The 13100-nt window shown below is 52.4% G+C and carries 12 protein-coding genes; 10 read left to right on the forward strand and 2 right to left on the reverse strand.

Annotation, left to right across the window (positions count from 1 at the left end; translation table 11 throughout):
* Positions 1–53 precede the first annotated feature (53 nt).
* Genes HUF19_RS08330 through HUF19_RS08340 form a run of 3 tightly spaced genes read left to right on the forward strand, consistent with a single transcriptional unit; the run spans position 54 to position 1974 of the window.
* Positions 54–509 carry a biopolymer transporter ExbD gene (locus HUF19_RS08330; protein WP_260999349.1) on the forward strand — a complete coding sequence of 152 codons (456 nt, stop codon included), beginning with the start codon at positions 54–56 and terminating at the stop codon, positions 507–509.
* Entirely contained in the window at positions 506–1012 is a 507-nt protein-coding gene (locus tag HUF19_RS08335; protein WP_260999350.1) for an ExbD/TolR family protein, read from the forward strand. Before HUF19_RS08330 ends, HUF19_RS08335 begins: the two co-directional genes overlap by 4 nt.
* Positions 1012–1974: an AgmX/PglI C-terminal domain-containing protein gene (locus HUF19_RS08340; RefSeq protein WP_260999351.1), complete on the forward strand. Its 963-nt coding sequence runs from the start codon at positions 1012–1014 to the stop codon at positions 1972–1974. The genes HUF19_RS08335 and HUF19_RS08340 overlap by 1 nt, the downstream gene beginning before the upstream one ends.
* Before the next feature lie 90 nt (positions 1975–2064).
* On the opposite strand, the gene HUF19_RS08345 is transcribed toward HUF19_RS08340, so the two are convergent.
* Both HUF19_RS08345 and HUF19_RS08350 read right to left on the reverse strand, forming a co-directional pair.
* The gene (locus HUF19_RS08345; protein ID WP_260999352.1) at positions 2065–2541 is read right to left on the reverse strand and encodes a MaoC/PaaZ C-terminal domain-containing protein; all 477 of its coding nucleotides are present in this window, start codon (positions 2539–2541) and stop codon (positions 2065–2067) included.
* A gap of 46 nt (positions 2542–2587) precedes the next feature.
* Positions 2588–3499 carry an alpha/beta fold hydrolase gene (locus HUF19_RS08350; RefSeq protein ID WP_260999353.1) on the reverse strand — a complete coding sequence of 304 codons (912 nt, stop codon included), beginning with the start codon at positions 3497–3499 and terminating at the stop codon, positions 2588–2590.
* 236 nt (positions 3500–3735) lie between these two features.
* Here HUF19_RS08350 and HUF19_RS08355 point away from each other — a divergent pair, with 236 nt between their 5' ends.
* From HUF19_RS08355 to HUF19_RS08385, 7 genes are all read left to right on the forward strand, one after another.
* Positions 3736–5415 carry an AMP-binding protein gene (locus tag HUF19_RS08355; RefSeq protein WP_260999354.1) on the forward strand — a complete coding sequence of 560 codons (1680 nt, stop codon included), beginning with the start codon at positions 3736–3738 and terminating at the stop codon, positions 5413–5415.
* A gap of 112 nt (positions 5416–5527) precedes the next feature.
* Positions 5528–9445, forward strand: coding sequence for an ATP-dependent RNA helicase HrpA (gene hrpA / locus HUF19_RS08360; RefSeq protein ID WP_260999355.1), 3918 nt, complete (start codon positions 5528–5530; stop codon positions 9443–9445).
* Between the two features lie 160 nt (positions 9446–9605).
* Complete coding sequence (locus HUF19_RS08365; RefSeq protein WP_260999356.1) at positions 9606–9986, forward strand: HvfA family oxazolone/thioamide-modified RiPP metallophore; 381 nt, start codon at positions 9606–9608, stop codon at positions 9984–9986.
* Positions 9987–9988: 2 nt separating this feature from the next.
* Positions 9989–10867, forward strand: a complete 879-nt coding sequence (locus HUF19_RS08370; protein ID WP_260999357.1) for an HvfB family MNIO-type RiPP peptide maturase — start codon at positions 9989–9991, stop codon at positions 10865–10867.
* On the forward strand, positions 10860–11633 hold the full coding sequence (locus HUF19_RS08375) for an HvfC family RiPP maturation protein (RefSeq protein WP_260999358.1): 774 nt from the start codon (positions 10860–10862) through the stop codon (positions 11631–11633). Before HUF19_RS08370 ends, HUF19_RS08375 begins: the two co-directional genes overlap by 8 nt.
* Positions 11634–11648: 15 nt before the next feature.
* On the forward strand, positions 11649–12257 hold the full coding sequence (locus HUF19_RS08380) for an HvfX family Cu-binding RiPP maturation protein (RefSeq protein WP_260999359.1): 609 nt from the start codon (positions 11649–11651) through the stop codon (positions 12255–12257).
* Positions 12258–12453: 196 nt separating this feature from the next.
* Complete coding sequence (locus tag HUF19_RS08385) at positions 12454–13089, forward strand: MlaA family lipoprotein (RefSeq protein ID WP_260999360.1); 636 nt, start codon at positions 12454–12456, stop codon at positions 13087–13089.
* The last annotated feature ends 11 nt before the right edge of the window (positions 13090–13100 follow it).

The following is a 13100-nucleotide window of genomic DNA, read 5'->3' on the forward strand; positions in this document are numbered from 1 at the left end:
TGAGACGCCAAAGACGAATACAAGAAGAGGCGGAGCTCAACGTTACATCCTTTATGAATCTGATGATCGTACTGGTACCAGTGCTGTTGATGAACATGGTGTTCTCACAGCTGGCAGTACTCGATCTTAAGTTGCCATTGGGAGATCAGCCGGGGGCTGTGAATCCTGAGGATGTTTCGCTCGAAGTGATTGTCCGTAAGCAGGGGTTTGAAATTACCCGAACCTATCAGGAAAAATCTGAATCGCTTGCGACACTGCCGAAAAAAGACGGAGATTACGATTACAGTGGTCTGTCTTCTGCGCTCGTGGATATTAAAAAGAATCCGGGCTTTGAAGATAAAAAAGACATCAGTCTGCTGTCGGAAGCCGATGTCGATTACCAGACGCTGATTACCGTGATGGACAGCGTACGCATTTACCCGGCGGTTATTGGTGCTTCACTGGTTGATGCGACGTTATTCCCGGAGATTTCTCTGGGCGATGCGCCGGGCGCGGAGGTGACACCATGAAAATGTCGCGTCGTGCGAAGCGTATGCAGCGCAATCATAAGCGTAATGCCAATAAAAGCGGCCTGAATCTGACGGCACTGATGGATATTTTCACCATTCTGGTTTTCTTCCTGATGGTGAACCAGTCCGAAGTGGAAGTGCAGAGCAGTGATGCCATTCAGTTACCGGCCTCGCTGGCGGATAACAAGCCGAATGAGAACATCACGGTTCTGGTGAGCAAAGACGATATTCTGGTTCAGGGGCGTGCGGTCATCAGTACTGCTGCGGCCAGTAAAATCAGCGGCGAAGAAATTGCCGAACTGAAAAAAGAACTGGATTATCTGGCTTCGCGCTCTCCGCTGCCGGATGAACAGAAAGCCCAGGGGCGGCCGGTCACCATTATGGGTGACAAGGACATTCCTTATGCGCTGCTGAAAAAGGTGATGAATACCTGCGCGAAAGCGGAATTCAATAATATTTCGCTGGCTGTTAATCAGAAACCACCCGCTGCGGGAGGTGCCTGATGACCGTTTATTATCGCGCACCACAACTGCCCTGGACCGACAACGGCGACCGTCAGCGCTTTCTGCCTATTCTGATTGTTTTGCTGGCAGTGGTCATGGTGCTGGGTGTGGTTATTCCGTCTGTTGATCTGCCGGAAAAAGACCGTAAGGATCTGGAGAAATTACCGCCGCAGCTGGCCAAGGTGATTGAGCGTAAAAAGCTTGAAAAGCCCAAGCCAAAACCGCTGCCGCCCAAAGTGGAAGAAAAGAAACCGGAGCCTAAGCCCGAACCAAAACCGGAGCCTAAGCCTGAGCCGAAACCGGAACCACCAAAGCCGAAACCGGTTCCGAAACCCAAGCCCAAGCCGAAGGTAGAAGCGACGAAGGAAAAGCGTGAGCAAGCCAAAGAAACGGCCAAAAAGAATTTTGGTAACGATGCCTTGTCAGCGCTTAACAGCATCCGCAATCAGGTGCCGATTGCTGCATTAAACACCTCCAGCAAGGGGCTGAGTAATGCCGGCAATAAAGCGACCAGTGTCGGTACTGTGGTTGATCGTAACGCCGCAACACGGACTTCCGGTGGTGTTGATGTTGCATCCTTAACCAATGCGACGGTCGGTGAAAACCTGAGTGATCGTCAGGTGACGGCGGTGGAAATGACGGCAGAACAGGAGGAGGCTGCAGCGGCTGCTACGACCCGTTCGCAGGAAGAATTGCGTCTGGTGTTCGAGCAGTACAAAGTGCAGTTTGACCGTTTGTACCGCGGCGCTCTGCGTAAGAATCCGGCGCTGGCAGGTTCTGTGACACTGAAAATGGATGTGCAGCCCAATGGTACTGTATCAACCTGTTCGGTGCTCAAGAGCGAGCTGAACGATGCTGGTCTGCATAAGCGACTGGAAATGAAGTGTCGTCAGATGCAGTTCGAAAATCGTCCGGGTATAGATGTAACCACGGTCGAATTTCCGATCCGCTTTATGCCTTAATGGCAGGGCGCAACCAATAAAAAAGGCCGCATTTGCGGCCTTTTTTATTCTTTCCGGTTCGTATCGTTCCGGATTAACGACAGCACACTCTCAACCACCGATACGGATTTCCGGCAGTTTGGGAGCTTTGATGGTCATTTTTTCGGTTGGTGCCATCACGCTGGCTTCACCGCTGGCCACCACTTTGCCGTTCTGATTGCTGACCTTGCAGTCAAGGGTTACAACCGGCTTGCTGTCGTGTTTGCTGCTGACGGTTAATTCCACCGTTAATTCATCGCCAATCATCACCGGTTTGCGGAAGGATAAATTCTGACCGAGATAAATGGTTCCCGGACCAGGTAAATCCATCGCCAGTGCTGCTGAAATTAATGCCCCGGTGAACATGCCGTGGGCAATCTGCCCTTTAAACATTGTGGTGGCGGCATATTCGGCATCCAGATGCACAGGGTTGTGATCACCTGAGGCCGCGGCAAACAGAATAAGATCCTGTGAAGTCACTATGTGCTTGCGCTGACAGCTGTCTCCGACAGTAATTTCATCAAACGGACGATTGGTAATTGTTTCCATACAGTTTCCGGGTTAGTTACAACAAGTTGAGTGTGTGCGCCGCTGATTACAGCGGCAGCGCTTTGAGCCAGTTCAGAATATCCTGAAACACCTCATCAGCATTGGTTTCGTTCAGCATTTCATGCCGGCCTTCAGGGTACAGCCGCAGGCTGACATTGTCATGACCTGTCTTTTCCAGAAAGGCTTTTAATGCCGGAACACCTTTACCCATCTGACCAACAGGGTCGCGATCACCGCCAAAAAGATAGACAGGTAAATGCGCCGGGATTTTGCGCAGATTATCGGCCTTGCCGATTTCAATCAGACCACCGAATAAGTCAGTCCATAATTGCAGGCTGCACAGATGTCCGCAGGCGGCATCGGCCAGATAACGGTCAACCTGTTCGTTGTCGCGGCTCAGCCAGTCAAAATCGGTACGGTTAGGGCGGAACGCTTTATTGAATGCGCCAAAGGACAGGGCATCCATTACGCCAGACAGGTGTTGTTGCCCCTGACGCAGCTTCAGCAGGCTGGCGACGCTGCGCCCCAGATGAAACAGGGCGGACGACTGATGATTGGAGCCGGAGAGAATCAGGCCGGATAACAGGTCGCCATGCCGGATGGCGAAGCCCTGCGCAATAAAGGATCCCATTGAATGGCCAAACAGGATGCGTGGTTCTGAACCGCAGACGGCTTGCTGCACCCGCAGGATATCGTCCATCAACAGTTCCCAGCCGCCCATGCCGGCGGCATCTGCATCGGCGTAGTGGCCGCGCGGGCGGCGCTCACCATGGCCGCGGTGATTATGGGTAACCACCTGATAACCGGCCTGATGCAGGAATTCGGCCAGTGGAATGTAGCGGTCGCAGTGTTCTGCCATGCCGTGCATCAGATGGATGGTGGCAACGGGAGAGGAATGTGCCCACAGGCGCGCCTCGAAGGTGGAGTGATCGGCGGCAGATATAGTTATTTTGTTCATTATTTAGTCACTGTTCTGGCGAGAGTTAACCAGCCGTATCAGGCGGCGCTGATACCTTCTCCGTTATGTGTCAAATTGTAAATAGCTACGGAGCGACTTTTGCCGCGATGTGAGAAAACAGGTAAACTCCGGCTGCTTTTTTGGCCGGTATTTCTACTGGGGAGCCTGAATCCGGCCAATTCAAAATTTCACAAAACCCTGCACATAACGATAATTCAGGGTTATCAGGAGGCGGTATGAACGAGCAGTTTTTCCAGGAGCGTTATCCGGAAGGGTATCCAAGTACGATTGACCCGGATAAGCACGAATCTTTAGTCGAAATTTTTAACAGTTTCGTAGAACGTTTTGCTGATCGTCCGGCGTTTACCTGTCTGGGACAAACCCTGACCTATGCCGAACTGAATAAGCAGAGCGCCGCCTTTGCTGCCTACCTGCAGAATGAAACCAGCCTGCAGGCCGGTGACCGTATCGCAGTGCAGCTGCCGAACATTCTGCAATATCCGATTGTTGTATTCGGTGCTATGCGTGCCGGTATGGTGGTGGTTAATACCAATCCGCTGTATACCGAACGCGAGATGGAACACCAGTTTAACGATTCTGGTGCCAAGGCTCTGGTGGTTCTGGCCAATATGGCTGACAAAGCGGAGCGCGTGTTGCCAAACACTGGCATCAAACACGTGATCGTCACCAATGTGGGTGATATGCACGGCACGGTTAAGCGTGTGCTGATCAATACCGTTCTCAAGCATGTTAAAAAAGAAGTTCCTGCCTTTAACATTCCGGGTGCCGTTGCTCTGCGCAGTGCGTTAAAAGCGGGTGCAGGAAAGAGCTTCACCGCAGTTAAAGTTGACCGTAACGATGTGGCTGTTCTGCAGTACACCGGTGGTACAACCGGCGTTGCCAAAGGTGCAATGCTGACTCACCGCAACCTGATGTCGAACATGATGCAGTGTCATGGTCTGTTCACTATGGTGCTGGAAGAAGGTAAAGAAACCGTTATCGCACCGCTGCCGCTGTACCACATCTATGCCTTTACTGTGCATTGTATGGTGCTGCTGGAAACCGGTAACCACTCGATCCTGATTCCTAACCCGCGTGATATTCCGGGCTTTATCAAAACCCTGCAGGGTGCTGAGTTCAGTGGTTTTGTGGGTCTGAATACCCTGTTCGTTGCGCTGTGTGGTCAGGAAGCTTTCCGTGCCCTGAACTTCAGCAAACTGAAGCTGACCATCTCCGGTGGTATGGCGCTGACCAAAGATGCGGCAGACCAGTGGCAGAGCGTTACCGGTTGTGAAATTGCTGAAGGCTTCGGTATGACTGAAACGTCTCCGGTTGTTTCTTTCAATCCGCCAGGCCACATCAAACTGGGTACCATCGGTATGCCGGTTGCTGGTACTAACTGTAAAGTGATCGACGAAGACGGTAATGAATTACCTCTGGGTGAGCCGGGCGAGCTCTGCGTTAAAGGCCCGCAGGTAATGAAAGGTTACTGGCAGCGTCCGGAAGCGACCGCCGAAACCATCACCGAAGATGGCTGGCTGAAAACCGGCGATATGGCGGTGATCACAGATGACGGCTACATGAAGATCGTTGACCGTAAAAAAGACATGATCATTGTCTCTGGTTTCAACGTTTACCCGAACGAAGTGGAAGATGTACTGGTATCTCACCCGGACATCGTTGAAGCCGCTGCCATCGGTATTCCGGATCCTAAGAGCTCTGAAGCGGTTAAAGTGTTTATCGTTTCCAAAAACGAAAACCTGACTGCAGCAGAAGTAAAAGACTGGTGCCGCGAGCGTCTGACCGCTTATAAAGTACCGCGTCACATTGAGTTCCGTGACGAACTGCCGAAGACCAACGTCGGCAAAATCCTGCGTCGCGAACTGCGTGATGCGGAGCTGGCCAAGCACAACTGAGTTGTGTAGGTCTTAATAAAGACGCCCTGTATTTTCGGATACGGGGCGTTTTTATTGGTGGAGCCGGCGAATTTACTGCCGGACCTGCGTGTTAACAAAAGTGGAGATCCCTGTGAGCGCCGACGCTTTTACTGCCGACTGGGCAGCCCTGCATAAAGCCATTGACCAATGTTTGCTGAAAGATCAGCACGGCATGCGCCGCAGTGTGCAGCAGTTAAAGAAGCGCTCGCCGGATGATGCCGGTACCCAGGCGCAGCTGGAAAAACTGCTGCAGCGCATTCAGCGCAGCCAGCAGACGGTAGCGTTGCGCTCTCAGCCTTTACGTATTGCCTATCCGGAAGAGCTGCCGGTCAGCGGCAAGCGTGACGAGATTCTCACGGCACTGCGTGATCATCAGGTGGTGGTAGTCGCCGGTGAAACCGGTTCCGGCAAAACCACGCAATTACCTAAAATCTGTCTGGAAGCCGGTTTTGGCCGTCAGGGGCGGATTGCTCATACCCAGCCACGGCGCTTGGCTGCGCGTGCGGTTGCTCAGCGAATTGCTGAAGAACTGGGTTGCGAGCTTGGTCAGCAGGTCGGTTATCAGGTGCGCTTTACCGACCAGAGCGTCGATGCCAGCCGGGTAAAGCTGATGACCGATGGTATTTTGCTGGCGCAAACCCAGCACGACCGTTTTCTCAATGAATACGACGCCATCATTATCGACGAAGCGCACGAGCGCAGTCTGAATATTGATTTTTTGCTCGGCTATTTAAAGCAACTGCTGCCGCAGCGTCCGGATCTGAAAATTATTATTACCTCGGCCACCATTGATGTTGACCGTTTCGCTCAGCACTTTGCCGATGCCAGTGGTAAAGCCGCTCCGGTGATTGAAGTATCCGGGCGTACTTTTCCGGTTGAAGTCCGATACCGCTCGTTATTACGGGATGAAGAGGACGCGGATGACCGCACGCTGTTTGAAGGCGTGGCTGAAGCGCTGGCTGAACTGCGCGAAGAAGATAAAAAATCCGGTCAGCATGGTGATGTGCTGATTTTTATGCCAGGCGAACGGGAAATTCGCGAGTGCGCCGAATTTTTACGCCGCGCACAACTACCGGCGACTGAAATTCTGCCGCTCTATGCGCGCTTAAGCGGTGCCGATCAGCAGAAAATCTTTAAGCCTCACGGTGGCCGGCGGGTGGTGCTGGCCACCAACGTGGCAGAAACCTCGCTGACGGTGCCGGGCATCCGTTATGTGATTGACTCCGGCGTGGCGCGCATCAGTCGCTACAGTTACCGCAGCAAAGTGCAGCGGCTGCCGGTTGAGGCTATTTCTCAGGCCAGTGCCAATCAGCGTGCCGGTCGTTGTGGCCGTACTTCGCCGGGTATCTGTATCCGTCTGTACGAAGAAGCCGATTTTCTTGCCCGCTCAGAATTTACCGATCCGGAAATTCAGCGCACAAATCTGGCTGCGGTTATTTTGCAGATGCTGCATCTGAAACTCGGCCGGCTGCAGGATTTCCCCTTTATCGATGCCCCCGACGAGCGCTTTATTAAAGACGGTTTTAATCTGCTGCAGGAACTTGAAGCCGTTGATGCCGACGGGAATATGACAACGCTGGGCCGACAGATGGCGCGTCTGCCGGTTGATCCGCGTATTGGCCGGATGTTGCTCGAAGCAAAGCAGCAGCAATCATTGCGCGAGGTGCTGATTATTGCAGCGGCTTTAACCGTGCAGGACCCGCGTGAGCGGCCACCGGAAAAACAACAGGCTGCGGATGAAAAACACCGCCTCTGGCAGCATGAAGAATCCGATTTTCTCAGTCTGGTGAATTTATGGTTTGCCTACGAAGAACAGCGTCAGGAAACCTCGCAGGCGCAGTTGCGTAAATGGTGCAGTAAGCATTTTCTGTCTTTTATGCGCATGCGTGAATGGCGCGATACCCACCGACAGCTGCATGTATTGTGCAAAGAGCTGGAATTAAAAGAAAACGCCGAGCCGGCCAGCTACGAAGCCGTACACAAAGCCTTGCTGGCCGGCATGCTCAGCCAGATTGGTTTTAAATCGGAAGGGCAGGAATATCTGGGCGCCCGTAACCGTAAATTGTTTATTTTTCCGGCGTCGGGGCAATACAAGAAAAAGCCGAAGTGGATGATGACCGCCGAACTGGTTGAAACCAGCAAACTGTATGCACGTACGGTGGCGCGTATAGAACCGCAGTGGATAGAGCAGGTCGGCAAGCCGCTGCTGAAATATCAGTATTTTGAACCGCACTGGAATGCCCAGCGTGGGCAGGTAACCGCTTTTGAACAAAGTACGTTATACGGCTTGATCGTTAATCCGCGCAAACGGGTTAACTATGCGTTAACGCATCCGCAGGAAGCACGGGAAGTCTTTATTCAGGAAGGTCTGGTAGAGCAGCAGTTGCGCAGCAAACTGCCGTTTTACCGCAAAAATATTGCGCTGCTGAAAGAAGTCACTGAGTACGAAGAGAAATCCCGCCGCCGTGATCTGGTCATTGACGATGCCTGGCAGGCGGAGTTTTATCGCCGGCATTTACCGCAGGACATTCCGTCGGTCAGACACCTTGAACGCTGGTATGAAAAAGCCCCGGCGGCGGAGAAAAAAGCACTCGAATTTACCCGCGATCAATTACTCAGTGCGGATGCGGCGGGTATTGGTGCAAAAGATTTTCCGGCCGAACTGGAATGGCAGGGCATGGCTTTTCCGCTCAGCTATACCTTTGCCCCGGGTACTGATAATGATGGCGTTAGCCTGAGTGTGCCGGTGGCGATGCTGCAGCAGGTTCCGGATGCCCAGGTTGAGTGGCTGGTGCCTGGCTTTATTGGCGAAAAAGCCGCTCAGCTGATTAAGGGTTTGCCCAAAGCGGTGCGCAAAAACTTTGTACCTGTACCGAATACGGTAGAAGCCTTTCTGCGTCAGGCGGATGCCTCTCAGGGTGGTCTGTATATTCAGTTGCTGAATTTTCTTAATAAAACCCAACGTCCGCCGCTGGAGTTATCACAGCTGCTGGAGGTTGAGTTAGCGCCGCATCTGCGCATGAATATCCGGGTGATGTCCGATGGTAAGCTGCTGGCGCAGGGACGCGATCTGGCGGCGTTAAAAGCGCAGCTGAGTGATGCCAGTCAGCAGCAGGTACTGACGCTGGCGCATCAGGATTATCAGCGCAGCGATATCAGCCAGTGGGATTTTGCCGATTTACCGGAGACTATCCAGACACAGGTGAATGGTTTGCCGGTGCGTGCATTCCCGTGCCTGCGTCTTAATGGTCAGCAGCTGGAATTAACCGTTGAAGCCAATATTAATGATGCCCGCCGTGCACACCGCACAGGTGTCAGCCGCCTGATCCGCAACGCTCTGCCGGAACAGGAGCGGATGCTGAAAGCCCATATTCAGAAAACCATGGCCAGCCGCTGGTTGCTGGCAAAAGGTCTGGGCAGTCAGGCTGATATTGCCAATGACCTGCTTGAGGCTGCGTTTATTCAGGTGTTTGTGCCTCTGGATGAAGCGCTGCCTTACACTGAGGCTGAATATAAAGCCCGCCTGGAGCGTCGTGCTGAGCTGATTACCCACGGCGAACGGTTATTGGCGCAATACATTGAGTGGCTGCAGCTACGTCATACCATTCTGAAGCGTATTGGTGGTGCGGTCAGCCTGGATCGTGCGATGGCCTACAGCGATGTAAAAGCTCATCTGCAGCGGCTGCTGGCTTCCGGTTTTATGAGCCGTACTCCCTGGGTTCAGCTGCAATGCTACAGCCGTTACTTACGCGCGATGGAATACCGCATCGATAAATTGCAGGGCAATCTGCCGCGTGACCGGCAGTCGATGATTGAGTATGAGGCGCTGGCAACGCCTTATCTTGAATTACTGGCGCGTGTTGATATCGATGACCATCCGCAATTACAGGAATTTGGCTGGCTGCTGGAAGAGTGGCGGGTATCGTTGTTTGCTCAGCCGCTGGGTACGCGAGAGCCGGTATCGATGAAACGACTGCAGAAGCGTTGGCTGGAAATCCGTGATATCTGATTTTTTTCTTCCCGACTGTAAGAGGCGGGTGGGTCCTGCGACTAAGGTTAAGTGCACCGCAAAAGGGTTGAATTAATTACCTTTTCCGGGCACTAATGTGTCAGCTCTGCGTCATCAGGCGTGGGTAAAAACGTTCCTAATCTCTGAACAGGACTACATCATGGCTAAAAAAACAATGAAACCCGTTGCTGCTGTACTGGGTACTGCCTTCATCGCTGCACTGGCTCAGGCTCCTGTGGCCTCTGCGGCTGAAAATCCATTTGCGTCTGCTGAATTGCAGTCTGGTTATAAACTGGCTGCGCACCATGAGGGAAAGTGTGGTGAAGGCAAATGCGGTGAAGGTAAATGTGGTGCAGAGAAAACCAAAGCCGAAGGTAAGTGCGGCGAAGGTAAATGTGGTGCCGATAAGGCCAAATCTGAAGGCAAGTGCGGCGAAGGTAAATGCGGTGCTGATAAGGCCAAGTCTGAAGGCAAGTGCGGTGCCGATAAGACCAGATCTGAAGGCAAATGCGGCGAAGGTAAGTGCGGCGGCAGCAAGTAAACATGAAAACAACCTCCCACTTCGTTGCCGGAGCCGGGTTGGGGTTGCGGCGGGCTCTGATGGGCCCGCTGGCCGACGTGCCGGATACCGCCATTGATTTTATGGAAATTGCGCCGGAAAACTGGATTGGGATTGGCGGCCGTTTTGGCAAACAATTGCGTCAGTTTACCGAGCGTTATGATTTTCTTTGTCATGGCCTGTCGTTATCTCTGGGTGGCCCGGCTGCGCTTGATGAAGCACTGGTCCGCTCGGTCAAAAGCTTTATGCAGGAGCATGGCATTAAGGCTTACAGCGAGCACCTGAGCTACTGCAGTGACGATGGGCATTTATATGACCTGATGCCTGTGCCGATGACGGAAGCAGCGGTTGATTATGTCGCTGAGCGCATTATGCGGGTGCAGGATATTCTCGGGCAGCGTCTGATTATCGAAAATGTGTCGACCTATGCTGAACCCGGCAAAGAAATGTCGGAGCAGGATTTTGTCTGTGCGGTGCTGGAAAAGGCCGACTGCGATCTGCTGCTGGATGTTAATAATGTTTATGTGAACAGTATTAATCATGGGCAGGATGCGCTGCAATATATCCGGGCTATGCCAACACAGCGTATCCGCTATCTGCATATTGCCGGTCATTACGATGAAGCCGATGACCTGCTGGTTGATACCCATGGCAACGCGGTTAAAACCGATGTCTGGGCATTATTGCAACATGCCTATGATTGTCACGGTGTACAGCCGACATTGCTGGAGCGGGACTTTAATTTCCCCGCTGTAGCTGAGTTGCTGGCTGAACTTGATGTCATTCGTCAGTATCAGGCTGACGCTGAGCGCGCTGTAAAAAATGGTTCTCTGCTCAGTGGAGGTGTTCGTGTCAGTGGCTGAGCATAATGAACACCTTAAACAGCAGCGGGAATTTGCCGCTCATCTGCGTAATCCGGAGGTGGTCGCCGCGCCCGGAAGTATCGATGAGCGCCGCCTGTCGGTTTACCGTGAACTGTTTTTTAATAATATTAAAGGCTTTCTGGATACGACGTTTCCGGTCTGTGCGGAAGTGTTGGGTGATTCCCGCTGGCAGGCCTTGGCGCGTGATTTTTTTGCCAGCTATCGCGCCCAGAGTCCTTATTTTCTGGAAATTCCGCGTGAATTCCTGACCTATCTCGAAACGCATTATCAGCCTGAGGCTGATGATCCTGACTATTTTTATGAACTGGCCCATTATGAGTGGCTGGAGCTGGCAGTGGATATTGCCGTTGCTGATGATGCTTCCGGGCTGACAAGTGAATTAAGCGCAGAGAACCTAGCCGCTGGCATTCCCTTATTGGGGGTGGCTGAGGGCTTTCTCTACCAATATCCGGTGCACGAAATTTCGTTACAGAATACATCCCCTGACGCGAAAGCAACGGCGCTGATCGTTTATCGTGCACCGGATGATCAGGTCCGTTTTATTGAAACCAATCCTTTTACTCTGCAATTACTGGCTCTGTTGAAAGAACAAGCGCTCAGTGGCTATGACGCTGTCTGCACGTTACTGCAACAGGCCGGAATCAGTGTCAGCGAGGCAGCAGTTGCCGGTGGCATGGCAATTCTGCAGCAATGGGCCGGGCAGGGATTAATTACCGGCGTTCAGGCTGCAACCGAAGCGGATTAACCTGAGGAATATGTTATGTCGTTAGTCAGTTTTCTTGATGCGCAGTACGACCGGTTAAATTCAACCCGCGCCTTTGATTTTCTGGCCCCTCTTGCTTTACGCCTGTACCTGGCTGCTGTTTTTTGGGTCGCTGGTATGAATAAAGTGGCGGGTTTCGATAATGTGGTTCAATGGTTTGGCAATGATGAGTGGGGGTTAGGTTTGCCTTTTCCCTGGCTGATGGCCTTTCTGGCGACGGCTGCTGAAGTGGGCGGTGCGGTTTTGCTGCTGCTTGGGCTTGGCACCCGTTATATTGCCGTGCCTCTTATGATTACCATGCTGGTCGCTATTTTTACCGTGCACTGGGATTATGGTTGGCAGGCGATTGCGGACCTGAATTCTCCGGGAGCTACGGCCGCGACTGCAGAGGCATTAACCCGTCTGGAGCGGGCGCGTGAAATATTGCAGGAATACGGTAACTATGCCTGGCTGACGGCGGATGGACGTTACAGCTTTGTGGTGTCGAATAATGGTATTGAGTGGGGAGTAACCTATCTGCTGATGCTGCTGGTTTTGTTTTTCCAGGGGGCTGGCCGCTGGTTCAGTCTGGACTATTGGATAGAGCAACGCTACCGGGCGCAATAGAGTGTTTCACTGATAATACCCGAGAGGTGAGGGCAGCTCTGTTTTTATCGGATCTGAGCTGTTTTAATTATGCAAAATTCACAGCAGAGAATTCAGAATGCGCTCAGCATGGCTATTCCTTTTTTTCCTGGCGTCTTCAATCAGCTGGGCTGCGGACGATAATGATCCCGATCCGTGGGAGGGGTTTAACCGTTCCATGTTCGCATTTAACGAAAACCTCGATAAATATGTCGCCAGACCGCTGGCCGAAGGCTATCAGTACATCACCCCTGAGCCTGTCGATCAGTCGGTAACGCATTTTTTCTCGAATCTGGGAGAAGTTCTGGTTATTGCTAATGATATTGGTCAGTTGAAAATGGGGCAGGCTTTATCGGATACCGCACGCTTTCTGATCAACAGCACGGTGGGGTTTTTCGGTATATTTGATGTTGCAACACACATAGGGCTGCCTAAGCACAACGAAGATTTTGGTCAGACTCTGGGCTACTGGGGTGTTGGCAGTGGTCCTTATCTGATGCTGCCGTTTCTTGGGCCAAGTACGGTTCGGGATGGAGCGGGATTGCTGCTCGATTATGAAAGCGACCTTGGCTATACCGGTGTTGCCAATAATTACGCTCAGGAGCTGGGGCTGTACACGGTTCGTGGTGTCGATCTGCGTGCTGACCTTCTGGCTTCGGAAGGGTTGATATCCGGCGATCGCTATACCTTTATCCGCAGCTTTTATCTGCAGCGTCGTGAGTACCTGATTAACGACGGTGTGGTGGTGGATGAGTTTGAAGATGACTTCGACGACTTTGATGATGAGAGCTGGGATGACGATTGGGAGGAGTAATTCAACCCGCT

Origin of the sequence: Thalassolituus hydrocarboniclasticus, assembly GCF_025345565.1 — a bacterium.
GTDB lineage: Bacteria > Pseudomonadota > Gammaproteobacteria > Pseudomonadales > Oceanobacteraceae > Venatoribacter > Venatoribacter hydrocarboniclasticus.